The organism is Mesorhizobium bavaricum (genome assembly GCF_056781655.1).
In genome coordinates this window covers 2,398,017-2,423,075 of sequence record NZ_CM165566.1, presented here as the reverse complement: position 1 = coordinate 2,423,075, position 25,059 = coordinate 2,398,017, and the positions used below count along the sequence as shown (strand labels likewise).

16 protein-coding genes are annotated in these 25,059 nt (G+C 64.7%); 9 read left to right on the top strand and 7 right to left on the bottom strand.

The window, feature by feature from the left end; translation table 11 throughout:
* The first annotated feature begins 54 nt into the window (after positions 1 to 54).
* From AC1RZR_RS11790 to AC1RZR_RS11750, 9 genes are all read left to right on the top strand, one after another.
* Complete coding sequence (locus tag AC1RZR_RS11790; RefSeq protein WP_477277437.1) at positions 55 to 1,518, top strand: phospholipase D-like domain-containing protein; 1,464 nt, start codon at positions 55 to 57, stop codon at positions 1,516 to 1,518.
* Positions 1,519 to 1,626: 108 nt separating this feature from the next.
* Positions 1,627 to 2,427: an endonuclease/exonuclease/phosphatase family protein gene (locus AC1RZR_RS11785; RefSeq protein WP_379102420.1), complete on the top strand. Its 801-nt coding sequence runs from the start codon at positions 1,627 to 1,629 to the stop codon at positions 2,425 to 2,427.
* 115 nt (positions 2,428 to 2,542) lie between these two features.
* Positions 2,543 to 2,959, top strand: a complete 417-nt coding sequence (locus AC1RZR_RS11780) for a hypothetical protein (protein WP_477277439.1) — start codon at positions 2,543 to 2,545, stop codon at positions 2,957 to 2,959.
* 206 nt (positions 2,960 to 3,165) lie between these two features.
* A complete protein-coding gene (locus AC1RZR_RS11775; protein WP_477277441.1) occupies positions 3,166 to 3,924 on the top strand; it encodes an SDR family NAD(P)-dependent oxidoreductase in 759 nt (252 codons plus the stop codon).
* A 138-nt stretch (positions 3,925 to 4,062) separates the two neighbouring features.
* The gene (locus AC1RZR_RS11770; protein WP_477277443.1) at positions 4,063 to 5,424 is read left to right on the top strand and encodes an efflux RND transporter periplasmic adaptor subunit; all 1,362 of its coding nucleotides are present in this window, start codon (positions 4,063 to 4,065) and stop codon (positions 5,422 to 5,424) included.
* Positions 5,421 to 8,534, top strand: coding sequence for an MdtB/MuxB family multidrug efflux RND transporter permease subunit (locus tag AC1RZR_RS11765; protein WP_481828553.1), 3,114 nt, complete (start codon positions 5,421 to 5,423; stop codon positions 8,532 to 8,534). The genes AC1RZR_RS11770 and AC1RZR_RS11765 overlap by 4 nt, the downstream gene beginning before the upstream one ends.
* On the top strand, positions 8,531 to 11,815 hold the full coding sequence (locus AC1RZR_RS11760; protein WP_477277446.1) for an efflux RND transporter permease subunit: 3,285 nt from the start codon (positions 8,531 to 8,533) through the stop codon (positions 11,813 to 11,815). The genes AC1RZR_RS11765 and AC1RZR_RS11760 overlap by 4 nt, the downstream gene beginning before the upstream one ends.
* A 214-nt stretch (positions 11,816 to 12,029) precedes the next feature.
* Positions 12,030 to 12,458 carry a hypothetical protein gene (locus AC1RZR_RS11755; RefSeq protein ID WP_477277448.1) on the top strand — a complete coding sequence of 143 codons (429 nt, stop codon included), beginning with the start codon at positions 12,030 to 12,032 and terminating at the stop codon, positions 12,456 to 12,458.
* A gap of 286 nt (positions 12,459 to 12,744) precedes the next feature.
* Positions 12,745 to 13,605, top strand: coding sequence for a hypothetical protein (locus AC1RZR_RS11750; RefSeq protein ID WP_477277450.1), 861 nt, complete (start codon positions 12,745 to 12,747; stop codon positions 13,603 to 13,605).
* 100 nt (positions 13,606 to 13,705) lie between these two features.
* Here the strand turns inward: AC1RZR_RS11750 and amaB are convergent, their stop codons facing one another.
* From amaB to AC1RZR_RS11715, 7 genes are all read right to left on the bottom strand, one after another.
* A complete protein-coding gene (gene amaB / locus AC1RZR_RS11745; protein WP_477277452.1) occupies positions 13,706 to 15,220 on the bottom strand; it encodes an L-piperidine-6-carboxylate dehydrogenase in 1,515 nt (504 codons plus the stop codon).
* Positions 15,221 to 15,401: 181 nt separating this feature from the next.
* The gene (locus tag AC1RZR_RS11740) at positions 15,402 to 16,676 is read right to left on the bottom strand and encodes an RNA polymerase sigma factor (RefSeq protein ID WP_477277454.1); all 1,275 of its coding nucleotides are present in this window, start codon (positions 16,674 to 16,676) and stop codon (positions 15,402 to 15,404) included.
* Positions 16,673 to 17,047, bottom strand: a complete 375-nt coding sequence (locus AC1RZR_RS11735; protein WP_379102443.1) for a YciI family protein — start codon at positions 17,045 to 17,047, stop codon at positions 16,673 to 16,675. The genes AC1RZR_RS11740 and AC1RZR_RS11735 overlap by 4 nt, the downstream gene beginning before the upstream one ends.
* Before the next feature lie 108 nt (positions 17,048 to 17,155).
* Positions 17,156 to 18,262 (bottom strand): DNA topoisomerase IB, encoded by a 1,107-nt coding sequence (locus AC1RZR_RS11730; RefSeq protein WP_481828552.1) that lies wholly within the window; start codon positions 18,260 to 18,262, stop codon positions 17,156 to 17,158.
* Positions 18,263 to 18,360: 98 nt separating this feature from the next.
* The gene (locus AC1RZR_RS11725; RefSeq protein ID WP_477277459.1) at positions 18,361 to 19,245 is read right to left on the bottom strand and encodes a transglutaminase family protein; all 885 of its coding nucleotides are present in this window, start codon (positions 19,243 to 19,245) and stop codon (positions 18,361 to 18,363) included.
* Positions 19,246 to 19,275: 30 nt separating this feature from the next.
* Positions 19,276 to 21,687, bottom strand: a complete 2,412-nt coding sequence (locus tag AC1RZR_RS11720) for a circularly permuted type 2 ATP-grasp protein (RefSeq protein ID WP_477277461.1) — start codon at positions 21,685 to 21,687, stop codon at positions 19,276 to 19,278.
* Positions 21,688 to 21,693: 6 nt separating this feature from the next.
* Positions 21,694 to 25,053: a transglutaminase family protein gene (locus AC1RZR_RS11715; protein ID WP_481828551.1), complete on the bottom strand. Its 3,360-nt coding sequence runs from the start codon at positions 25,051 to 25,053 to the stop codon at positions 21,694 to 21,696.
* Between the last annotated feature and the right edge of the window lie 6 nt (positions 25,054 to 25,059).

The following is a 25,059-nucleotide window of genomic DNA, read 5'->3' as shown; positions in this document are numbered from 1 at the left end:
CCTCATGCCCGGGCCGCATTGCGTTCTGCAAGCGCTCGCTGGATAGTCCCGGCAATGTTCGAGACTTTGGCGACTCACTGGCCCCAAATCCTTGCGATCATCTCGGTGGTGATGGCGACCGTCGGCATCATCCACGTCGTCATGACCAAGGAGGATGTCCGCGCCGCGACCGGCTGGGTCGGCGTGATGGTGCTGTCGCCCATCATCGGCGTGCTGATCTATGCCGTCGCCGGCATCAACCGCATCCGCCGCGCCTCGATCAGCGCCCAGCGCCCGTTTGCCGGCGACGCGGTGTCCGCCAAGCATGAACGCGACGTCGCCGCCGAAGAGGCCCTGATCGTCGAGCGATACGGGCAGCGGTTCATGGGCCTGCGGACACTGGGCGACAGGGTGGCGCGGCGCGCGCTCAACCCTGGAAACGCCATCGATGTGCTGGAGACCGGCGACGAGGCCTATGCCGCCATGTGCGCGGCGATCGATGGCGCCGAGCGCAGCATCCTGCTCGAGACCTATATTCTCGACAATGATGCCGTCGGCCTGCACTTTGTCGAAGCGCTGGCCAACGCCGTCCGGCGCGGCGTCACCGTCCGCGTGCTGATCGATGCCGTCGGCGCCCGCTACTCCGTGCCCAGCATCCTGGGGCATCTGCGCAGCGCCAACATCACCGCCGATGTCTTCAACGGCAACATCGTGATCGGCTTGCGCCTGCCCTATGCCAACCTGAGGACCCACAGGAAAATCCTGGTCGTCGACGGCACGGTTGCCTTTACCGGCGGCATGAACATCCGCAAGGGCTTCTCCGCCGAGTTCGCCGGCTCCAACAGCGCCAGGGACACGCATTTTCGGGTCACCGGTCCGGTCGTCGCCGACCTCTTCTCGGTTGCCGCCGAGGACTGGCGCTTCGCCACCAACGAGGCGCTGAAGGGCGATGCCTGGCGAATTGCGCCGCTGTCGCCGGCGCCCGGCCTGCCGATGCTGGTGCGAGCGGTGGCGTCCGGTCCGGACGCCAGCATCGAGACCAATCACAAGCTGCTGATCGGCGCATTCTCCGTCGCCCGCAAATCGATCCGCCTGATGTCGCCCTATTTCCTGCCGGACCGCGAACTGATCAGCGCCCTGACCACCGCCGCAAGGCGCGGCGTGGAAATCGACATCGTGGTGCCGGCGGTGAACAATCTTTTCCTTGTCGACCGTGCGATGACGGCGCAGTTCGATCAGGTGCTGAAACATTTTTGCCGCGTCTGGCGCACGGAGGGACCTTTCGACCATTCGAAGCTGCTTTCGATCGACGGCGTGTGGGCCTATGTCGGCTCTTCCAACCTTGACGCCCGGTCGCTGCGGCTGAATTTCGAGATCGACCTCGAGATCCTCGACGCCGGCTTCGCCAGCGAGATCGAGGCGCGGATCGGGTCGGCGCTTGCCTCCGCCGTGCCGGTGACGCTCGACGCCTTGCGGGCCCGCCCGTTTCTTATCAGGCTGTTCGACCGGGTCCTTTGGCTCGGCTCGCCCTATCTTTAGGCAAAGGTTGGCTTGGGAACTCACTTGTCATGGAACATATGCCGAAGATGCCTATTTTGACTGTAGCCCGGTTCTGAATTGAAGCCAGCGAGGACGAGCAGCACGGATATGCACAGAACTGGACGCAGCCTCCCTGCAAGCATGCTTCTATCCATTCGCGACCGCAGGATGCAGAAGGCAAACGCCGGTGCGCCCAAGCGGACAGGCACGACCGGAACGCTGGTTGCCTCCTACAACGTCCACAAATGTATCGGCATCGACAGGCGGTTCGATCCCGAACGGACCAGCCGCGTCATCCGCGAAATCGATCCGGATGTCATTGCCCTGCAGGAAGCCGACAACCGCTTCGGCGACCGTGACGGGCTCCTCGACCTGTCTCGTCTGGAACATGAAACCGGCCTGGTGCCGGTGCCGATTGCCGCCAACGGCAAGGGACATGGCTGGCACGGCAATGTCCTGCTGTTCAAGAAGGGCGTCGTCCGCGACGTGCATCAGATCAGGCTCCCGGGGCTCGAACCGCGCGGTGCCGTGGTGGCGGAAATCGATCTCGACGGAAACCGGACGCTGCGCGTCATCGCAGCCCATCTCGGTCTGCTGCGCCGGTCCCGCTCGCAACAGGCTCGCGTCGTGCTGGATATCATGAACAGCCCCGACGAGAAGCCGACGCTCCTGCTCGGTGATCTCAACGAATGGCGGCTCGGCAACCGCTCCGCGCTGAACACGCTGCATGTCACCTTTGGCCCGCTGCCGCCGGCGGTTCCGACGTTCCCGTCGAACCTGCCGCTGCTCGCGCTCGATCGCATCATGGCCAACCGGCACGGAATGATCTCGGCCGTGGAGGCGCATGACACGCCGCTTTCGCGGGTGGCGTCAGACCATCTGCCACTGACGGCCTTTGTACGCTTGTAGTGCATGCTGCAGCGGATAACGCCTTGATATCCTCGGCGTCGCAAAGCGTGTAGATTTACAGTGGAACGTCTGGTTCTCCCGCGTGTTATGTGTCTTGAACTCGCAGGAGGACGAAATGAAAAAGTTGATTTTAGCTTCCATAATGGCATTGGCGGCAACGGCCGCAGTCATTGCGCCAACGCAAGCCGCAAGCTTGACTATCCAGTCCGACGACAACAGCCAGTATTCACCGGACGATCAGTCGGACGACGGCCAGGTCATCGTCCGCCGCCATCGTGACCGGTATAACAATGACAACCAATACGGTGACGATCAGAACGGCGTGCAGTTTGGTGATTACCAAGGTGGCGAGTATCGCCGCCACCATCGGCGCGATTACGACGATCAGAACGGCGGCGTGCAATTGCAATTCGGTGACTACGACGGAGGCGAGTATCGCCGCCACCATCGGCATCATCGCTGCCATATCGAACTGGTCAAGCATTGGCGTCACCACCACAGAGTGATCGAGGAAGTCCGCGTCTGCGGCTGATCTCGCTCGGAACAAACCGGCCGGCAGAAGCCGGCCGGTTTTAGTTTGTCGCATCGACCGATGGTTAGCTGCTGACGAAATACCGCTGCCATTCGAAGCCGGTGATGTGCGACGCCTGCCAGGCATCGAACGCTGCCTGGCAGGCCCGTCGGCTTTCGGCGTAATTCTGCCGAGCGCGCATTGGCGGCAGCACATGAGGGGTTCAGATGATCGCTTACGATTTCATGGGCAGGCATGCGGTCGTCGCCGGCGCCGGCGGCGGCATGGGCGAGGCGATCGCGTTGGCGCTACTCGATGCCGGCGCCTCCGTCACCGCCATCGACGTCAAGCCGCGCCCAGCGTCCCTCGCCACCTATGACGACAGGCTCACCTTCGCCCAGGGCGATCTCACCGACGCCGAGTTCGTTGAACAGACGGTTGGCACGGCGGGCCGCGAACGCGGCGGCATCGACTATCTGGCCAATGTCGCCGGCGTGCTCTGGTTCGGCCGTGACAAGTCCGCTCTCGAGATGGATCTCGACGTCTGGGACGAGGTGTTCAGGATCAATTTGAAATCCTTCGTGCACACCGCGCGCTCGGTCGTGCCGCATATGCGCTCGGGCGGCCGTGGCGGCGCCATGGTGCATTTCTCGACCATCCAGTGGTATCGCGGCGACGCCAATCCGCAAGACGCCTATCAGGCATCGAAGGCCGGCGTCTGCGCGCTCTCCAAGTCGCTGGCCATGCAGCTTGCCGGCGAGCGCATCCGCTCCAACGCCATCTGTCCCGGCATGGCGCTGACCCCGCTGCAGGCGCGCTGGGACACCGAGGAAAAGCGCTCGGCCGTGGCGAGCTACGCACCGCTCGGCCGCATCGGCACGCCGCAGGACATGGCCAATGCGGCGCTGTTCCTGCTCTCCGACGCCGCGAGCTACATCACCGGCATCGAACTCGCCGTCGACGGCGGCCTCTTGATGCGCATGTAGCCGGCGTCCGCTGCCGGGCTGCGATAGCGGCAACCGAGGCAAATGACCGGCCGGCAAGGCCTGTCAAACCTGTCCAACTGTTAATTCGACTTGGGCCGGTTTCGGCCATATGGGTTGATGGGGGTGAAAGATGCCACCATGGACCAGCAACTGGAAATGCCTCTGCAGACGATTGTCGCACGACGCCGTTCGCGCGGCTGGATTCCGTGGCTGATCTTTCTTGCCGTCGCCGCCGCCACCTGCGCGTACCTGTACCAGCGCCCTGAGGTCGCCGCCAGACAGCCGGGCAACAGGAGAGGCGCGCAGCCGATGTCGATTGGCGCCGCGACCATCGAGAAGGGTACGATAGACGTCACCCTCAACGCGCTTGGCACGGTGACCTCGCTCTCCACCGTCACGGTCAAGCCGCAGGTCACGGGCCCGCTCGTCCAGGTGAATTTCAAGGAGGGCCAGGACGTCAGCAAGGGCGACCTGCTGGCTGAGATCGATCCGCGCCCCTACCAGGCGGCGCTGGCCCAGGCCCAGGGCCAACTGGCACGCGACCAGGCCCTGCTGAAGGACGCCCAGCTCGACCTTGCTCGGGACCAGACACTGGTGAACCAGGGTGCTGCGACACATCAGACGCTCGACGCCCAGGTTGCCCTCGTCGCGCAGGACGCCGGCTCCATCCAGGTCGACCAGGCCATGGTTCAGACCGCCACGCTCAATCTCGACAATTGCCGCATCCTGGCTCCGGTCGACGGACGGGCCGGCCTGCGCCAGGTGGATGAGGGCAATTACGTGACGCCGAGCGATGCCAATGGCATCGTCGTCATCACCCGGGTGCAGCCGATCAGTGTCCTGTTCACCGTGCCCGAGGACGAGTTGCCGGAGATCGCGCAGCGCATGCAGCAGGGCGCCACGCTGCCCACCACCGCCTTCGACCGCGCCGGAGAGAAGAAGCTCGCCGACGGCCAGCTTGAAACCTTCGACAGCCAGATCGATCCAAGCACCGGCACCATCAAGCTGAGGGCGGGCTTCGCCAACGAAACGCGCATTCTCTATCCGAACCAGTTCGTCAACGTCGAGCTTCTGGTGGACGAGCACAAGGACGTGGCGATCGCCCCGGTCGCCTCGATACAGCGCGGCCAGCCCGGCACCTTCGTCTACCTGGTCAATCCCGACAGCACGGTCTCCGTGCGCAAGGTCACGCCTGGCGTCACCAATGGCGAGCACGTCGAGATCCTGTCGGGCCTCAACCCCGGCGACCGCGTCGTCGTCGATGGCGCCGACAAGCTTCGTGACGGAGCGCATATCAACCTGCAACAGGACGGCCAAACACAGGCTCCGACACAGTCACCCCCGCAGACATCAACGCCTGCGCCGGCAGGGACAGCACCTCAACCACAGGCGCAGCCACCCGATCAGCCAGCATCCGAGACGCCGAAGCCCGACGACACCGGCAGGCACAAGGGCCAGGGCCGCAAGCATCGCCATGCGGAGTCCGGGCAACAGCAATGAGCCCGTCGCGAGCCTTCATTCTCCGGCCGGTGGCAACATCGCTGTTCATGGTAGCGATCATGTTGTCCGGCCTGCTGGCGTACCGCTATTTGCCGGTCTCGGCGCTGCCCGAGGTCGACTATCCGACCATCCAGGTGCAGACCTTCTATCCGGGCGCAAGCCCGGACGTCATGACGTCCTCGGTCACAGCACCCCTGGAAGTCCAGCTCGGGCAGATCGCCAACCTGAACCAGATGAACTCGGTGAGTTCGGCCGGCTCCTCCGTCATCACCCTGCAGTTCAGCCTGGCGATCTCGCTCGATGTCGCCGAGCAGGAGGTGCAGGCGGCCATCAACGCCGCCGGCAATCTGCTGCCGGCCGATCTGCCGGCGCCGCCGATCTACGCTAAGGTCAATCCGGCCGACGCGCCGGTGCTGACGCTCGGCCTGACATCGGACACGATGCCGTTGCGCGATGTGCAGCAGCTAGCCGACACAAGGCTGGCACAGAAGATCTCGCAACTGGCGGGCGTCGGTCTCGTCAGCCTCAGCGGCGGTCAGCGCCCCGCCGTGCGCGTTCAGGCCGATCCGCGTAAGCTCGCCGCCTATGGCCTCAATCTCGACGATCTGCGCACCACGCTGGGCAGCGCCAACGTCAACACGCCGAAGGGCAATTTCGACGGGCCGTCGCGGGCCTACACCATCAACGCCAACGACCAGTTGAAGAGCGCCGACGAATACCGTTCGCTGATCGTCGCCTACAAGGACGGCGCCCCGGTGCGGCTGAGCGATGTGGCCACGGTGGTCGACGCCACCGAGAACAACAGGCTGGCGGCCTGGATGAACAGCACGCCGGCGGTCATCGTCAACATCCAGCGCCAGCCCGGCGCCAACGTCATCGAGGTGGTCGACCGCATCAAGGCGCTGCTGCCGCAATTGCAGGCGTCGCTGCCGAGCGCCGTCAACGTCAAGGTGTTGACCGACCGCACCACGACCATCCGCGCGTCCGTGCGCGATGTCGAATACGAACTCACACTGGCGATCATCCTCGTCGTGCTGGTCATTTTCGTCTTTCTGCGCAGCGCCCGCGCGACGCTCATCCCGAGCCTCTCGGTGCCCCTGTCGTTGGTCGGCACGCTGGGGGTGATGTATCTGTTCGGCTTCAGCCTGGACAATCTTTCGCTGATGGCACTGACCATCGCCACCGGCTTCGTCGTCGATGACGCCATCGTCGTCATCGAGAACATCGCGCGCTATGTCGAGGAGGGTGCGACGCCGCTGCAGGCGGCGTTGAAGGGATCCCAGCAGATCGGCTTCACCATCATATCGCTGACCGTTTCACTGATCGCGGTGCTGATCCCGCTGCTGTTCATGAGCGATGTCGTCGGCAGGCTGTTTCGCGAGTTTTCGATCACCCTCGCCACCACCATCCTGATTTCCGCGGTGGTGTCGCTGACGCTGGTGCCGATGGCATGCGCCAAGCTGCTCAAGCCGTTGTCGGCGGTACGCGAGAACGCCCTGCAGCGCGCCAGCCGCGCCTTCTTCGACTGGGTGATCCGAGGATACGGCCACGCACTGAGCTGGGTGCTCGACCGGCAGACGCTGATGCTGCTGGTGGCGGCGGCCACGCTGGTGCTGACGGTGGCACTCTATGTGATCATCCCCAAGGGGTTCTTCCCCGTACAGGATACCGGCGTCATCCAGGCGATCACCGAGGCGCCCCAATCGGTGTCCTACGCCTCGATGGCCGAGCGGCAGCAGGCGCTGGCGGCGATCATCCTGAAAGACTCCGATGTCGACAGCCTGTCGTCCTTCATCGGCGTCGACGGCACCAACACCACGCTCAATGTCGGCCGCATCCTGATCAACCTCAAGCCGCATGAGGAGCGCACCGCCGACATCACTGAGGTCGTCGCGCGGCTGAAACAGGAGGCCGCTTCGGTACCGGGCGTCACGCTCTACATGCAGCCGGTGCAGGACCTGACCATCGACGGCACGGTCAGCCGCACGCAGTATCAATTCGTGCTGCAGGACGCCAATCCGGACGAACTGGCGCAATGGACACCGAAGCTGCTTGCCAGGCTGAACACGCTGCCGCAGCTCGCTGATGTCGCCAGCGACCTGTCAAACAGCGGCCTTGCCGTCTTTGTCGACATCGACCGCGACCAGGCCGCCCGCTTCGGCATCACACCGGCAACCGTCGACAACGCGCTCTACGATGCTTTCGGCCAACGCATGGTCTCGACCATCTACACCACGTCCAGCCAGTACCGCGTCATTCTCGAGGCCGCCGCCTCCCAGAATTCGCTCAAGGCGCTCTCGTCCGTCTATCTGCCGTCGTCGACAGGTGGCGCACCGGTGCCGCTGTCGGTAGTGGCAAGCACCCATGTCGCCACCACGCCGCTGCAGATCACCCATATGGGGCAATTCCCCGCCACCACCGTCTCGTTCAACCTGGCGCCCGGAGTGTCGCTGGGCGAAGCGGTCGGCGCGATCCAGCAGGCGCAAAGCGAGATCGGCATGCCGCTCAGCGTTATCACCAGTTTCCAGGGCGCGGCGCGCGCCTTCCAGGCTTCGCTCGACAACACGCTGTTCCTGATCCTGGCGGCGGTGATCACCGTCTACATCGTGCTCGGCGTGCTCTATGAGAGCTTCATCCACCCGATCACCATCCTGTCGACATTGCCTTCTGCCGGCATCGGCGCGTTGCTGGCGCTGATGATCGCGGGCGAGGACCTGACCATCATATCGATCATCGGCATCATCCTCCTGATCGGTGTCGTCAAGAAGAACGCCATCATGATGATCGACTTCGCGCTCGACGCGCAGCGCAACGAAGGCAAGGCGCCGCGCGAGGCCATCTACCAGGCCTGCCTGCTGCGCTTCCGACCAATCCTGATGACCACACTGGCGGCGATGCTGGGCGCGCTGCCGCTGATGCTCGGCACCGGCGTCGGCTCGGAACTGCGCCATCCCCTCGGCGTCACCATCGTCGGCGGCCTGCTCGTCAGCCAGTTGCTGACTTTGTTCACCACTCCGGTCATCTACCTTTGGTTCGATCGCCTTGCCGCCCGGCTGCAAGGCATCCAGCCCGACCTTCCCCGTGCGTATGGTGCGGACACCACCCCATGAACCTGTCGGTTCCCTTCATCCGGCGCCCGGTCGCAACGACCTTGCTGACCCTCGGGCTGCTGGCGGCCGGGCTGGTGGCGTTTCCGCAATTGCCGGTGGCGCCGCTGCCGGCGGTCGACTACCCCGTTATTTCAGTGCAGGCCTCGCTGCCGGGCGCCAGCCCCCAGGTCGTGGCCAACACCGTCGCCAGCCCGCTCGAGCGGCATCTCGGCGAGATCGCCGACGTCAATGAGATGACCTCGTCGAGCAGCGTCGGCAGCGCGCGCATCACCTTGCAGTTCGGGCTGGACCGCGACATCGACGGCGCCGCGCGTGACGTGCAGGCGGCGATCAACGCCGCGCGCGCCGACCTGCCGTCGAGCCTGCGCTCCAACCCAACCTATCGCAAGGTCAATCCGGCCGACGCCCCGATCCTCACCCTGTCGATGACATCGGACACCCTGTCTAAGGGCCAGCTCTTCGATGCCGCCAGCACAGTGCTGGCGCAGAAACTCTCGCAGGTCGACGGCATAGGCGAGGTGTCGGTGGGCGGCAGTTCGCTGCCGGCGGTGCGCGTCGAGCTCAATCCGCAGGCGCTCTACAATTACGGCATCGGGCTGGAGGATGTGCGCGCCGCCCTCGCCTCGGCCAACGCCCACAGCCCCAAGGGCGCCATCGATGTCGGCCAGCAACGTTATCAGATCTACGCCAATGACCAGGCCAACCAGGCGGATGCCTACCGTTCGCTGATCGTCGCCTACCGCAACGGCGCGCCGGTCAGGCTTTCGGACGTCGGCCAGGTCAATGATTCCGTCGAGAACATCCGCAATGCCGGTCTCGCCAACGGCAAGCCGGGGGTGCTGATCATCCTCAACCGATCGCCCAACGCCAACATCATCGCGACGGTGGACCGGGTGAAGGCGCTGCTGCCGACGCTGCGGGCCTCGATCTCGCCGGCCATCGACCTGTCTCTGGCGGTCGACCGTTCGACCACCATCCGCGCTTCGCTGAGCGAGGTCGCACAGACACTGATGATCGCCATAGGCCTGGTGATCCTCGTCGTCTTCGCCTTCCTGCGCGACGTTCGCTCGGCACTGGTGCCGATCGTGGCCGTACCCGTATCCCTGGTCGGCACGCTGGGAGCCATGTACCTGCTCGGCTTCAGCATCGACAATCTGTCGCTGATGGCGATGACGGTGGCCACCGGCTTCGTCGTCGACGACGCCATCGTGGTGCTGGAGAACATCGCCCGCCACACCGCTTCCGGCATGGGCCGCATGGAGGCGGCGATCAAGGGCTCACAGGAGGTCGGCTTCACCGTGCTGTCGATGAGCCTGTCGCTGATCGCCGTCTTCATCCCCATCCTGCTCATGGGCGGCATCGTCGGCCGGCTGTTTCGTGAATTCGCCATCACGCTGTCGGCCGCGATCCTGGTCTCGCTCGCCATTTCGCTGACCACCACCCCGATGATGTGCTCGATCCTGCTGCGCGGGGAACGGAGCCGCACCCATGGCCGGCTCTACCGCTGCAGCGAGCGCGTTTTCGACGGCATGCTGGCCGGCTACCGCCGGTCGCTGTCCTGCGCGCTCGACCATTCGCTGCTGGTCATGGCCGTGCTGGCGGCAACTCTTTGTCTCAATGGCTACCTCTATGTCACCATCCCCAAGGGTTTCTTTCCGCAGCAGGACACCGGACGACTGACCGGCTCGATCCAGGCCGACCAGGCGACGTCCTTCCAGTCGATGTCGCAGAAGCTCAGCCAGTTCGCGGGCATCGTCAGCAAGGATCCGGCCGTCGACACTGCGGTCGGCGCCACCGGCGGTGGCCAGACCAATTCCGGCTACATGTTCGTGTCGCTGAAGCCGCTGGCAGAACGCAAGATCTCCGCCGACCAGGTCATCGCCAGGCTGCGGCCCAAACTGGCGGTAGTGCCGGGCGCAACCCTCTTCCTGCAGGCGGTGCAGGATATCCGCGTCGGCGGGCGCCAGTCGAATGCCCAGTACCAATACACCTTGCAGGGCGACAGTTTCGACGAACTCGCCGAATGGGCGCCGAAGCTCGCCGCCGCGCTGCAAACGGAACCCAAGCTCACCGACGTCAACAGCGACCAGCAGAACAAAGGCCTGGAAGCCGACGTCACCATCGACCGCGATACGGCGACACGTCTCGGCATCACCGTCAGCCAGATCGACAACACGCTCTATGACGCCTTCGGCCAGCGCCAGGTGTCCACCATCTATGTGGCCCGCAACCAGTACCACGTCATCATGGAGGTGGCACCGCAATACTGGCAGAACCCGGACGCGCTGCAAAAGGTCTATGTCAGCACGTCGGGCGGCTCGGTGCATGGTTCGCAGGCAAGCAATGCGGTGGCCGGCACATTCCTCGCGCCGGGGCAGTCCGGCAGCGCTACGGCGGCAGCGACGGACGCCGCGCGCAACCTGGCCAACAATTCCATCACCAGCACCGGCAGGACGGCGGCCTCGACCGGCTCGGCGGTCAGCACCGGAGCCGAGACCATGGTGCCGCTCTCGGCCGTCGCGCACTACGGTCCCGGCAGCACGCCGCTGTCGGTTAACCACCAGGGTCTGTTCGTCGCCACCACGCTGTCGTTCAACCTGGCGCCCGGCGTCGCCCTCAGCGACGGGGTCGCGGCCATCAACGCGGCGGCGGACCGCATCGGCATGCCGGCGACCATCCATGGCAGTTTCCAGGGCACGGCCCGGGTGTTCCAGGATTCGCTGTCCGACCAGCCGCTGCTGATCCTTGCCGCGCTCATCGCCGTCTACGTCGTGCTTGGCATTCTCTACGAGAGCTACGCCCACCCGCTGACCATCCTCTCCACTCTGCCCTCGGCCGGCGTCGGCGCGCTGCTGGCACTGTCGGCCTTCGGCATCGAGTTCAGCATCATGGCGCTGATCGGCATCATCCTCCTGATCGGCATCGTCAAGAAGAATGCGATCATGATGATCGACTTCGCGCTGGCCGCCGAGCGCAACGAGAATAAGTCGGCACACGACGCCATCTACCAGGCGTGCCTGCTGCGCTTTCGCCCGATCATGATGACGACCATGGCAGCGCTGTTTGGCGCCGTGCCGCTTGCCATCGGCCTTGGCGAAGGCAGCGAGCTGCGCCAGCCGCTCGGCATCGCCATCGTCGGCGGCTTGATCCTGAGCCAGATCCTGACCCTCTACACGACCCCGGTCATCTACATCTATGTCGACCGCTTCGGCCGCTGGTGCCAGAGGCTGCGGTCGCGGGCATGGCACCCTTGGCAGCCAAGTGCACAACCGGGAGAATGAGGTGGCATCGGACGCTGGCGAATCCGCATTGGCGCTCAGCTGATTGGGGCGACCGGCCGAAGCAGAGAGTCCGAATCTTCTGCTTCGCGATCACAACCTGTCAACTTTCCGTTCCTTGCCATGCCTTGGCTCGGGACGCCTCTATATCGATACCGCGGGCTACGAACCGCCGGCGATGACAGGATCATCGCGACGCGACGGGAGCAGATTGTCCGTGTTCGAAAAAGCGATATCCACACCGCTTTTCCCGTTGAAGGGAGGCGCGACCATGCGCAATTTTACACCAAGGATCATAGCAATCGCATCGCTTCTGGCGGCGGTGCCATTTTCGAGTGCTTACGCAGTGCACCGCCACAGGGTCGAACCACAGGCCATGTCCGTTGAGGCGAGAGCGGTCCTGGATCAGTTGCAGGGCGTCAAGCAAGGGATTGTCGAGGCAAGGGATGCAAAGGCGATTACCCCCGAGCAGGAGCACGATCTGATGATGAGGGCCAACGCCATCCATCGCTCGGCGACAGGAGACGGCTCATACCAGGGTTTGCTCAGCCAGATTGAGGACCTGGATCAGCGGCTGCAAGACGATTCAGGCGGCGGCTTCTACATCGGCGACGGCGCCGATGGCGGCTATTATCCCAACGGCTGACGCAGGCTGACAATAATCGCATGGCGCCTTCCGGCGATTTCGGAGGCGCCGGCTTTTTCCGATACGAGCCTCGCTTGCGCGCTCGGCGTGATCACCCAAATCTTCAGCGGAATGCCCGGCGCCGTCGTCTAGGTCATTGCAAATACTTGGCGGCATGCTGGCCCGACTTTTGCTTGGTCTCTTCGGGTAGTGAGCCGGGATGGAACGTCTGGACACAAGCGGCGAAGGCTGAAAATGTGGTCACGTCGTCTGGGTTGCAGAGGCTCGCTCGGAACACAAGGAGGATATGCTGAATCTGGAAGACATTGCCGGCCATCCGGCCCTGCATCGCTATGTTCAGGCACAGTCGCTGGCGCTGATCCGCATCTATGAAGAGAGCCCGCGGCTGGCTTCCATTTTCGCCACGCAGCAGCGTTGGCTGATGGGCCATGTCGGCCTTGCCATGCATTTCAGGCGTGACCCGCTCGACCGCAGCAAGCAGCTGACGGTGTCGCGCTTCATCGAGGTCGTGCACCAGCATGCGGTGGCCAGCCGCAACACGGCCGACGCTTTCATCAAGGAGATGCTGCACTACCACATCGCCGAGTATGTGTCGGGCGGCGACGGCCGCACGCACCCCCTGCAGCCGACGGCAGTCACGGTACAGACTTTCACCGGTTGGGTCCTTGCCCATCTGCAGACGCTGGATCAGCTCGACGGTGCCGATCGGCTGGCCAGGTTCCTGGAACGGCCCGACATGGTTGCCAGGCTGCAGCCTCTGGTGGCGGACGGGCTGCTTTCCTCCAAGCCGGTGCGCGAACCCAACCAGACCTTTTCCCTGTTCATCTGGCTCAACAATGGCGGCATCGTCATGGACTGGCTGATGTCGGGCATCGACCCCGATCATGCCGGTCTCGACCGGATTCCGACCAGCGTGGTTTCGATCGGAGACTTCGCCAGATGGCTCAAGCTGTCGCGGACCCACCTTGCCCGCAAGCTGCGCGCGGCCGAGAATCTCGGCAGCATCGGATGGCTCGGCCAGCGCGGCCATTCGGTGATGTGGGTGTCGAAGACGTTCTACCAGGAGTACATGACTGTCCAGGCCGCCAAGCTGGCCATTGTGGCCGCCGCATTCGACGCCTGTTTTTCGCAATCAGGGGCCTGCTGAACCCTGGCCTTGATCTAAAGCATGTTGCCTAAAAGTGACCCTGGTTTTGGGGCAACGAGAGCGGCATCCCCCGTGCGGGGGATGCCGCAAGCGGATTCCCTCAGTCGATGTCGAACGAAACGCCCTGCGCCAGCGGCAGCGCCTTGGAATAGTTCACTGTGTTGGTGGCGCGCCGCATATAGGCCTTCCAGGCATCGGAGCCGCTCTCGCGGCCCCCCCCGGTTTCCTTTTCGCCGCCGAAGGCGCCGCCGATCTCGGCACCCGACGTGCCGATGTTGACATTGGCAATGCCGCAGTCCGAACCGTCGACACCGAGGAAGCGCTCGGATTCCTGCAGGTCGCGTGTGAAGATCGACGACGACAGGCCGGCGCCGACCGCATTGTGCTCCTCGAGCACGGCGTCGAAATCCGAATATTTCATCACATAGAGGATCGGCGCGAAGGTTTCTTCCGTGACAGGGGCCACCTGCTTGGGCATTTCGACCAGCGCCGGATGCACGTAATAGGCATCGGGATGGCCGTTCTCGACCCGGGTGCCACCGGTCACCTTGCCGCCGTGTGAACCCGCTTCCTTCAGCGCTTTCTGCATGGCGTCGAAGGCAGCCTTGTCGATCAACGGCCCGACCAGCGAAGAGGTCTCCAGCGGATTGCCGACCGAGACACTCTCATAGGCCTTCTTCAGCCGCGGCAGCAAAGCATCATAGACGCTGTCATGCACGAACAGGCGCCGCAGCGTCGTGCAGCGCTGGCCGGCCGTGCCCATCGCGCCGAAGGCAATGGCGCGCAGCGCCATGTCGAGATCGGCGGTCGGGCAGACGATGCCGGCATTGTTGCCGCCGAGTTCGAGCACCGCGCGGGCAAAGCGCTTGGCCAGGCGCGGGCCAACATCGCGGCCCATGCGGGTCGAGCCGGTGGCCGATACCAGAGGCACCTTGGGGTGGTCGACCAGGATCTCGCCGACGGCGCGGTCGCCGATCAGCACCGGCGCCAGGCCTTGCGGCGCGTCCGTACCGAAACGCTTTACCGCGCGGGCAAAGATCGCTTCGCAGGCGAGCGCCGTCAGCGGCGTCTTCTCAGATGGCTTCCACACCACCGCATCGCCGCAGACCAGCGCCAAGGCGGCATTCCACGACCACACCGCGACCGGGAAGTTGAAGGCGGAAATGACGCCGACGACGCCAAGCGGATGCCAGGTTTCCATCATGCGATGACCCGGGCGTTCAGTGGCGATGGTCAGGCCGTACAATTGCCGGGAGAGGCCGACGGCGAAATCGCAGATGTCGATCATCTCCTGCACTTCGCCGAGCCCCTCGGACGGGATCTTGCCGACCTCGATCGAGACGAGCCGGCCAAGCTCGGCCTTGTGTATACGCAGTTCCTCGCCGAGCAGGCGGACCAGTTCGCCACGCCTCGGGCCCGGCACCATGCGCCAAGCCTGGAACGCCTGGTGCGCGGCATCGATGGTCTTGGCCGCGTCAGCCGGCGAGATCGTCTTCAGCGCCGCGATCTGCTCGCCCGTCACAGGGCTGCGCACGATGAGGTCGCCGCCGACAAGCGCGTCCTTGGCCACACCCAGTTTCGCCAGAAGTTCGGCCGTTTCCTTCGCTATCGTCATTTTTGTCCCTTTCAGATCCCGTCGCCATCATTGGGCACCGGGTCCAGCCTGCGCCATGTCGCCCGCGTGCCGAAAGGCACTTCAGGCATTGTCATGGCGTGGCATTACTCGTTTCAGGGGAAAATCGCCACCCCGGCATGGTCCAAGCCGTGCGCAGACCGTTGAACCAGACCGCGATCAGTCATTTCGCCGTGCGGACAGGTCCTCGTACAGCACCGTCTTTCATCAGCCGGTCGATATGCATGCGGATATGGGCGGCTTCCGCCGCCGTGTTGGCCAGCGCGATGGCACGGTCGAAGGCGACACGCGCCTCCTCGCCGCGGTCAAGCTGCATCAAAAGGCCACCCTTGAGGCCGAAGAAATGGAAATAGCCGGACAGCCTCTGTTCGAGCGGCTCGATCAAGGCAAGCGCCTCTGCCGGTCCGCGCACCTTCGAGACCGCGACGGCGCGGTTGAGCGTGACCACCGGCGACGGCTGCATCTGTTCGAGCAGGCCATAGAGCAGGTCGATCTCCACCCAGTCGGTGTCCTCGGCCTTCTCGGCCCGCGCATGCAGCGCGGCAATCGCCGCTTGCACCTGATAGGGGCCGGGTTTGCGATGGCGCAGCGCCTTGTCGACCAGTGCCAGCCCCTCGTCGATCATCTTGCGGCTCCACAGGCCGCGATCCTGATCCTCGAGCAGCACGATCTCACCGTCTCCGTCGAAGCGGGCCGGCGCGCGCGCATGCTGCAACAGCAACAGCGCCGCCAGCCCCATGATCTCCGGCTCTGTCTGAAACAGCCGCAGCAACAGCCGCGCTAGCCGGATCGCCTCCTCGCACAGCGGCGCGCGGGCCGGCGCCTCGCCGCTGTTGGTCGAATAGCCCTCGTTGAAGATCAGGTAGACCATGGCGGCGACAGCGGCGAGCCGTTCCGACCGCTCGACCGCGCCCGGCGTCTCGAACGGCACGCCGGCTTCAGCGATGCGCCCCTTGGCGCGGGTGATGCGCTGTTCCATGGCGCTTTCGCCGACCAGGAAGGCGCGCGCGATCTGCTTGACGGTGAGGCCCGAGACGATGCGCAGCGCTACTGCGATCTGCTGCGTCGGTGGCAGATCGGGATGACAACAGATGAACAGCAGCCGCAAAATATCGTCGCGGTAATGTGCCCCGTCCAGCCGGTCGGCGATATCGCTCTCGGCATCTTCCAGGTCGGAGATCTGGTCTTCCTCCGGCATCGGCGCCTGCTTGGCGCGCTTGCGCACCGCATCGATTCCGCTGTTGCGGCCGACAAAGATCAGCCAGGCCGCCGGGTCGCGCGGCGGCCCGTTCTGCGGCCAGTTCTTCAAGGCCCTGAGACACGCATCCTGGAAAGCTTCCTCCGCCGTATCGAGATCGCGGAAATAGCGCAGCAGCGCGCCCATTGCCTGCGGGCGGGCGCCGCTGATGGCCGAGCTGATCCAGGCGAGGTCGGTCATACGGCAACCTTGGTGGGATTGAAGACCGAGACCGGCCGAATCTCATAGGAACCGCCGCTCGGATTGACTTCGGAAAGCTCGCGGGCGAACTCGACGGCCTCATCGAGATCGGCGCATTCGAGCGTGTAGAAGCCGAGGAACTGTTCCTTGGTCTCGGCGAACGGCCCGTCGATGACGACCGCTTCGCCCTTGACCTTTCTCAGCGTCGTTGCCGCCGTGGTCGGCAACAGCCGCGCTACCGGACCAAGCCGGCCGGCCTTGGCATATTTGTCCTGGACGTCGAGAAGGTTGGCCATGACTTCGTCATCCTGCGCCTTGCTCCACGAGCTGACGACGTCTTCGGAAGCATAGCAGAGGATCGCGTAGAGCATGGTTGGTCCTTTTCTCTGTCAAAGGACGAAACAGTAAGACCGATCCCGACACGACGTCGATAAAAAAATCCCCATGCCGCGGATTTGGCGACCGCCTCTTGGCGCCAGTCAGCCCTCGCGCGTCTTCAGCCATCTCAGCACGAGGGCTTCCTCGTCGTCGAGACCGTCTATCGAGCGCTTGCGCTTGTTGGCGTCGGCCATTTCGTCGAGCAGTTGGCCTTGCAACCACGCCTCGAAGACCTGCGGATGGATGTAGCATTTGCGGCAGACGGCGCGCGTGTTGCCCAGCCGCTCGGCGACTTTGTCGATGACGCCGTTCATCACCCGCTTTTGCTGCGCCTGGCTTTCCGGCAATTCCATATGCGCAAACAACGACGCAGCGTGGATGGTGCCGCCCCAGGTGCGGAAATGCTTGGAGCTGAACGCATCGCCAACGGCCTCGCGAATATAGCGGTTGACGTCCTCGGAACGAACCGGCCGCCTGTTGCCGTCTTCATCGAGATACTGGAACAGCTTCTGGCCCGGCAAATCCTGGGCACCCCGCACAATGCCGGCGATGCGGCGATCGACCAGCTTCAGTTTCCATTCCTTGCCGGACTTGCCCTTGAAGGCAAAACGCAGGCTCGAGCCCGAAATATCGACATGGCGATCGCGCAGCGTGGTCAGTCCGAAACTCTTGTTGTCGCGGGCGTAGGCGGCATTGCCGACGCGGATCATCGTGTTGTCGAGCAGCCAGACGACGGCGGCGACGACGCGCTCGAGCGGCAGGCCGTGACGGCGCAGATCACCGTCGATCCTGCGCCGCAGGTCAGGCAGGCTTTCGGCAAAGGCCACAAGGCTCGAATATTTGGCGCCGTCGCGTTCTTCGGCCCATTGCGGATGGTAGCGGTATTGCTTGCGGCCACGCTGGTCCCTGCCGGTCGCCTGGATATGGCCATCGGCGTCGGGCGAAATCCACACATCCGTCCAGGCCGGCGGAATGACGATCGCCTCGATGCGCGCCCTCACGGCGACCGGAACTGCCCGTCCGTCCGGCCCCTTGTAGGAAAACCCGTTGGCTGTCTTCAGCCGCCGGATGCCGGGCTCGGCATCGCTGACATAGCTAAGCGAGGCATGATCGGCCGAGCTTTGCGCCCCGTTCTTCGGCACCGCGTTCTTCGGCACAGCGTCTTCGTCAGCCGATCGGCTGTGCGACAATCCGGATTTTTGCAGCATGTCTGCTCCGCGCAATATCCGTAGATAAGCTGCGGGCCGATTGCTGGTTCCACATCCCGTCCGAAAAGCCTGCGGCGACGATCACGCCCGGCCTGCCTTCACGCCTTTTCGAGCACGACCGGAATGACGTCGACAGCCTGCTCGCCGACCTGTCCGCCGGTGGTCTTGAGCACGCCGACGATCGGCGCCACGTCCGAATAGTCGCGGCCGTGGCCGACGGTGATGTGGTCGTTGCTTGCCCGCATGCCGTTGGTCGGATCGAATTCCTGCCAGCCGGCATCGCGCCCGCACCAGACCTTGACCCAGGCATGCATGGCATCGGCGCCTTCCAGCCGAGGCTTGCCCTTCGGCGGAATGGTGCGCAGGAAGCCGCTGACATAGCCGGCCGGGATGCCGAGCCCGCGCAGGCCGGCGATCATGATGTGCGAAAAATCCTGGCAGACGCCGCGCCTCAGCTTGAAGGCATCGCTGGCCCGGGTTCGCACCGTGGTCGCCTCGCCGTCATAGGTGAAATCGCGATGGATGCGATTGCACAGGTCCATCGCCGTGCCGGCGGCCGAGCCGCCGACACTGTCGTGCGCATAGAGGGTGATCGCATCATCGAGGCCGGCATGAGTGCTGCCGGTCAGGAAATGGTGCGGTGTATCAGGCGCCAGCGACCGCACCGCAGTGAGTTCCTGCCTGAGCCGGCCGATATCCGGTGACACGTCGAGCCCGGGCTCGGGCCGCGACACCGATACGCGCGCGCTCATCCTTATGTCGAGCGCGTCATGCGCGTCGCGAAAGGCGATCGAGGTGACGTTGTTGCCGAAGAAGTCCGAAAAGTCCGAACGTTCGTTGGGCGCCGGTGCAAAGGACAATGACGCGGCGATGACGCGCTGCACCCCGGAAATCGTCGATGGCAGCACGCGGATCTGATGGCGGCCGCCGCCGGCCGCCGCGGCGTAGTCGTAATGCAGATGGAGCCGGATGTCGTAAAGCATGCTCTACTTTTCTTGTCTTGGCGCAGGTCCTTAGCCGAAATAGGCTTTGGCGAGGCTGTTGTAGAGGCCGCCGATTTCATAGGCGAGATCGTCCAGTGCCTTTGCCGTCATGTCCGAAGGCTCCTTGATGGCGATCTGGGTGTTGAGCTGCAGGATCTCCTTGGCCGCCGGCGACATATGCCCTTCGCCGCCGAGCGACGGCAACAGGCCGATCTCGGCCTTCAGCCTTTCGAGCTGGAACAGGATCGAGCGCGGATTGAGCGGGTCGAGCGCCAGAAGATCGATCACCGTGCGCCGGCCGGCCTGCACCGGATATTGCCGGCGGTGGGTCATGACGCTGTCGCCGATCTCCAGCATCATGTCGAGTGCACCATCAGGTGCCTTGGCACTGGTCAGCCGGGACAACGTGCGGGCGATCTGGATACCGCGCTCCAGCCGCCGGCCGATCTCGAGGAAACGCCAGCCGGCGAAGCGGTACATATTCTCGTGCAGCAGGCCGGAGAAGCCGGCGAGCTTGCGCAGGATGACCGTCATGGCCCGTGTCGCGTCGTCGCCCGGCGCCACCGTGGTTGCGAACTGATGGATGGTCTTCGACAGGTCCTTGAGCGCCAGCCAGCCATCGGGTGAGAAGCGGTCGCGGATCTGCCCGGCGCTGTAGACGGCGCTGTCCAGCGTACCGATCAGCCCGGACGGGATCGCCGTCTCGACATCGATGCCGAACGGTTCGAGATAATCCCTGATGTCGGCGAGCAGCGGCATGTCCGGGTCGGACGTCTCGGCCAGCCGCACATGATAGGCGCGCAGGATGCGCACCGTGTCTTCCGAACGTTCGATGTAGCGGCCGAGCCAGGTCAGGTTCTCCGCCGCGCGGCTGGGCAGGCTGCCCGGCCTGGTGCGGATGAAGCTGTCGCCCTCTTGCGGCAGCAGCGTCTCGCGCTCCACCGGCTTGTCGCTGACCACCCAGACATCAGCCGCCTGGCCGCCGCGCTGCATGGCGATAGCCGTCGGATCGAGTGACAGGCCGACGCGGGCAAACCCGCCCGGCATCACCGTCCAGCCCTGGGGCGTTCGCGCCAGATAGACGCGCAGGCTCGCCGGCCGCGGCTCCAGCCAGCCGCCGACATAGACCGGTGTCGTCGAAAGCGTCACCGCTTCCTGACCGACGAAGGCGCCGCCGTCGCCTTCGATGCGCGCCACCAACTCCGCCCGCTCCCCGGCGGACAGCGCCGAGCCGAGCTTCGTCGAATCGTCATCCTCGAAGGCAAGTCGTGTCGACAGCGCCGGGCCAATCACCATGCGGTCGATGTTGGCCAACACATGCGCGCGCTCCGTCGCCTGGCCGCACCACCACGTCGCGACGCTTGGCAAGAGAAGCTCCTCGCCCCGCAAGGCGCGTGCGATCTTGGGCAGGAAGGCGAGCAGCGCGCGTGTTTCCATCAGGCCGGACCCAAGCGCATTGACGGTCGCAACGGCGCCTTGGCGGATCGCCTCGACCAGCCCCGGCGTGCCGATCTGCGAATCCGAGCGCAGTTCGAGCGGATCGGCGAAGGCCGCGTCGAGCCGCCGCCACAACACGCTGATCGGCATCAGGCCGGAAACCGTTCGCACCATCAGCCTGCCGCCGGAAACGGTCAGGTCCTCGCCTTCGAGCAGCATGATTCCGAGATAGCGGGCGATATAGGCGTGTTCGTAATAGGTTTCATTGAGCGGGCCCGGCGTCAGGATGGCGACGCGGCCGTCGGTTTCCTTGGCCATGCCGATCAGCGCATCGCGAAAACGGCGGAAGAAGCCGGCAAGGCGGTGCACATGCATCTCGCCATAGATGTCGGACAGCGCGCGCGTGGTCGCGACGCGGTTCTCCAGCGCAAAGCCGGCACCGGACGGCGCCTGGGTGCGGTCGCCCAGCACCCACCACTGGCCGTCGGGCCCGCGGCCGAGTTCGAAGGCGCAGAAATGCAGGAAATGGCCGCCGGCCGGCCTGGTGCCGACCACGGGCCGCAAATATTCCGGGCTGGCCGCAATCAATCCCGCCGGCAGGATGCCCTTTTCGACCAGCCGGTTGGGGCCGTAGATATCGGCGATGGTTTCCTCGAACAGTTCGGCGCGCTGGACGAGGCCGGCGCTGATCGCGGCCCACTCGCTCTCTTCGATCAGAACCGGAACATGCGCCAGCGGCCATTCGCGCTCGTTGGCACCGGCTTTGTCATAGACGCGGTAGTAGACGCCGGCGTCGCGCAGATACTGGTCGGCGCGGGCGAAGCGCTGGCCGAGCTTCTCAGCCCCCAGTTCGTCGAGTGCCTCGATGAAGTGCTTCCAGACAGGACGGGGACTGCCTGACGCATCGACCATTTCGTCGACGACGCCATCGATCGGCTGGTAGTGCTCCAGCAGGCTGTGGATCTGCGGCTTGCCGCGTACCCTCTTGTGATTCCCCTTCGCCATGTCCGATCACAGTCTTGGTGGACGTCGAAGGTCAAGGGTCATCGGGAAATCTTCCGCCGGTTGTTCCTCGCGCAGCACATAGCCGGACGGCGTATGACCGCGCGGTTCGAAGCGGGCGAGCCGCCGTGCCTCCGCCTCGTTGCCGTTGACAGGGAAAGTGTCGTAGTTGCGTCCGCCCGGATGGGCGACATGGTAGACGCAACCGCCGACCGCGCGGCCCGACCAGCGGTCATAGATGTCGAAGACCAGCGGCGTGTTGACCGGCAGTGCCGGATGCAGGCCCGACGCCGGCTGCCATGCCTTGAAGCGGACGCCCGCCACCGCCACTTCGCGGTTATCGGTCACCTTCATCGGCACGATGCGGCCGTTGCAGACGATCGCATGGCGTTCGGGGTTGAGGCCCTCTGTCTTGACCTGCAGCCGTTCGACCGAGGAATCGACGAAACGGACGGTACCGCCGATCGCGCCTTGTTCGCCCATGACGTGCCACGGCTCCAGCGCCTGCCGCAGTTCCAGCTTGATGCCGGCGTGCTGGACCTCGCCACAGAACGGGAAGCGAAATTCGAGCTGGGCGTCGAACCATTCAGGACGAAACTCGAAGCCGTTGAGCTTGAGGTCGTCGAGAACATCGAGAAAATCCGCCCAGACATGATGCGGCAGCATGAAACGGTCATGCAGCGAGGTGCCCCAGCGCACGAATCGGCCGTCGAGCGGGGTCTTCCAGGCACGCGCGATGATGGCGCGCACCAGCAATTGCTGCGCCAGCGACATGCGCGCATTGGGCGGCATCTCGAAACCGCGGAACTCGACCAGGCCAAGCCGGCCGGTCGGGCCATCCGGCGAGAAAAGCTTGTCGATGCAGATTTCCGAACGGTGCGTATTCCCGGTGACATCGGTCAACAGGTTGCGGAACAGCCGGTCGACCAGCCACGGCAAGGGTGCCGCGCCCTGGTCCGGATGCGGCACTTGCGCCATCGCGATTTCGAGCTCGTAGAGCGAGTCGTGACGCGCCTCGTCGAAGCGCGGCGCCTGGCTGGTCGGGCCGATGAACAGGCCGGAGAACAGGTAGGACAGCGACGGATGCCGCTGCCACTGCAGCACCAGGCTCTTCAACAGATCGGGCCGGCGCAGGAACGGGCTGTCATTGGGCGTCGCGCCGCCGACGACGACGTGATTGCCACCGCCGGTGCCGGTGTGACGGCCATCGATCATGAACTTGTCGGCGCCAAGCCGCGTCTGCCGCGCCTCCTCGTAGATCGCAGTCGTCGTCGCGACGCAGTCCTGCCAGTTGGAAGCGGGGTGGATGTTGACCTCGATGACGCCGGGGTCGGGCGCGACGCGGATGACGTTGAGGCGCGGATCGTGCGGCGGGCCGTAGCCTTCGATATGCACCGGCAGGCCGATCGCCTTTGCCGCATTCTCGGCGGCGGCGACCAGTTCGAGATAGTCTTCCAGCGCCTCGACCGGCGGCATGAACACGCAGAGCCGTCCGTCGCGCGGCTCGACCGAAAGTGCTGTGCGCACCGCACCGCCGATCTCGGTGATTTCCTGCTCGACCCGGTCCTGTTGGCCGCTTGCCGCGGTGAACGACACCGCCTGCTGGCGGCGCGCCATTTCATCGGCGCCTTCGAGTTCGGCCGGAGCCGCTATGGGCAGGATCGCCGCGCGCGCCGGCAGCGGCCCGCGCGGCAGCGAGGGATCGACCGGCACGATATAGGGGAACTGCGCCGGCGGTACGTAAGGAAGCGTGCCGAGCGGCAAGCGATAGCCGACGGGTGAATCGCCCGGCACCAGGAACAGCCTGCCGCGTCGCGTCTTCCACTTTTCCGAGCGCCAGCGCGGACCCGACGCCTGGCTGTTCCAGCGCTGGACGGGCAGCACGTAGCCGGACGGCTTGGTCAGCCCACGTTCGAACACCTTCGCCATGCGGCTGCGCTCTTCCGGATCCTCCAGCTTGGAGTTGGACGGATCGACATTGTCCGGCAGCTTGCCTTCCTTGAGCAGCCACTCCGCCGGATCCTCATAGGCCTCGCTGACCATGGATTTTTCGATGCCGAGCTCACCGGCAATCGCCGTCAGCAGGCTTTCGGCCTGTTTCGGCCCGACATCGGCCGCGCTCTTTTCGCGCGCGATCAGCGACGGGTCGCTCCACACCGGCTGGCCATCGGCGCGCCAGTAGAGCGAGAAGGTCCAGCGCGGCAGGCTTTCGCCCGGGTACCATTTGCCCTGGCCGTAGTGCAGGAAGCCGCCGGGCGCAAACCGCTCGCGCAGCTTCCGGATCAGCGCATCGGCCTTTTCGCGTTTGGTCGGCCCGACGGCGGCGGTGTTCCACTCGGCGGACTCGAAATCGTCGATCGACACGAAAGTCGGCTCGCCGCCCATGGTCAGCCGCACGTCGCCTTCCGCGAGTTCGGCATCGACCTTGTTGCCGAGCGCATCGAGCGCCTGCCAGCTTTCATCCGAGAACGGCTTGGTGATGCGCGGATGCTCGGCGATGCGGTTGACCCGCATCTCGAAGCCGAACTCGACGTTGGCAAAGCTCGCCATGCCGGAAATCGGTGCGGCATTGCGGAAATGCGGCGTGGCGGCGAGCGGCACATGGCTCTCGCCGGTGAGCAGGCCGGAGGTCGGATCGAAGCCGATCCAGCCGGCGCCCGGAAGATAGACCTCGCACCAGGCATGCAAATCGGTGAAGTCGACGGCCGTTCCCGGCGGTCCGTCGAGCGCGACGAGGTCGGGCTTGAGCTGAATCAGGTAGCCGGAGACGAAGCGGGCGGCGATGCCGAGGTTGCGCAGGATCTGCACCAGCAGCCAGCTCGAATCCCGGCACGAACCTTTTTTCGCGGCCAGCGTCTCTTCCGGCGAGAACACGCCGGTCTCCATGCGCACGATGTAGGCGATTTCGCGCTGCAGCCGGGCATTGAGGTCGACGAGGAAATTGACGGTGTTCTTTGCGCTGCGGTCGATGGTCCCAAGCAAGGCCGAAAGCAGCGGACCGGCCGGCTCCGGCGTGCGGTAGATGGCGAGATCGTCGCGGATCTCTTCCGGATACTCGAACGGAAACGCCTCGGCTGACGGCTCGACGAAGAAATCGAACGGATTGTAGACCGTCATGTCGGCGACGAGATCGACCTCGATCTTCAGTTCTGTCACCGGCTCGGGAAAAACGAACCGGGCGAGGAAGTTGCCGTACGGGTCCTGCTGCAGATTGACGAAGTGGTTTGCCGGCTCGACCTTCAGCGAATGGCTCAACACCTTGGTGCGGGAATGCGGCGCCGGCTGCAGCCGGATGATCTGCGGCCCGAGAACCACCGGCCGGTCGTACTTGTAGTGGGTCAGATGGTAGACAGCTGCCAGAATTGCCATGGGGCC

What these genes read in the sequence shown, in the direction of transcription:
- AC1RZR_RS11740 (WP_477277454.1), bottom strand. Translation starts at nt 16,676, where the DNA reads ATGACCGACCTCGCCTGGATCAGCTCGGCCATCAGCGGCGCCCGCCCG.
- AC1RZR_RS11730 (WP_481828552.1), bottom strand. Translation starts at nt 18,262, where the DNA reads ATGCTGCAAAAATCCGGATTGTCGCACAGCCGATCGGCTGACGAAGAC.
- AC1RZR_RS11785 (WP_379102420.1), top strand. Translation starts at nt 1,627, where the DNA reads ATGCACAGAACTGGACGCAGCCTCCCTGCAAGCATGCTTCTATCCATT.
- AC1RZR_RS11760 (WP_477277446.1), top strand. Translation starts at nt 8,531, where the DNA reads ATGAACCTGTCGGTTCCCTTCATCCGGCGCCCGGTCGCAACGACCTTG.
- AC1RZR_RS11775 (WP_477277441.1), top strand. Translation starts at nt 3,166, where the DNA reads ATGATCGCTTACGATTTCATGGGCAGGCATGCGGTCGTCGCCGGCGCC.
- AC1RZR_RS11765 (WP_481828553.1), top strand. Translation starts at nt 5,421, where the DNA reads ATGAGCCCGTCGCGAGCCTTCATTCTCCGGCCGGTGGCAACATCGCTG.
- AC1RZR_RS11720 (WP_477277461.1), bottom strand. Translation starts at nt 21,687, where the DNA reads ATGGCGAAGGGGAATCACAAGAGGGTACGCGGCAAGCCGCAGATCCAC.
- AC1RZR_RS11735 (WP_379102443.1), bottom strand. Translation starts at nt 17,047, where the DNA reads ATGCTCTACGCGATCCTCTGCTATGCTTCCGAAGACGTCGTCAGCTCG.
- amaB (WP_477277452.1), bottom strand. Translation starts at nt 15,220, where the DNA reads ATGACGATAGCGAAGGAAACGGCCGAACTTCTGGCGAAACTGGGTGTG.
- AC1RZR_RS11715 (WP_481828551.1), bottom strand. Translation starts at nt 25,053, where the DNA reads ATGGCAATTCTGGCAGCTGTCTACCATCTGACCCACTACAAGTACGAC.
- AC1RZR_RS11790 (WP_477277437.1), top strand. Translation starts at nt 55, where the DNA reads ATGTTCGAGACTTTGGCGACTCACTGGCCCCAAATCCTTGCGATCATC.
- AC1RZR_RS11725 (WP_477277459.1), bottom strand. Translation starts at nt 19,245, where the DNA reads ATGCTTTACGACATCCGGCTCCATCTGCATTACGACTACGCCGCGGCG.
- AC1RZR_RS11780 (WP_477277439.1), top strand. Translation starts at nt 2,543, where the DNA reads ATGAAAAAGTTGATTTTAGCTTCCATAATGGCATTGGCGGCAACGGCC.
- AC1RZR_RS11750 (WP_477277450.1), top strand. Translation starts at nt 12,745, where the DNA reads ATGCTGAATCTGGAAGACATTGCCGGCCATCCGGCCCTGCATCGCTAT.
- AC1RZR_RS11770 (WP_477277443.1), top strand. Translation starts at nt 4,063, where the DNA reads ATGGACCAGCAACTGGAAATGCCTCTGCAGACGATTGTCGCACGACGC.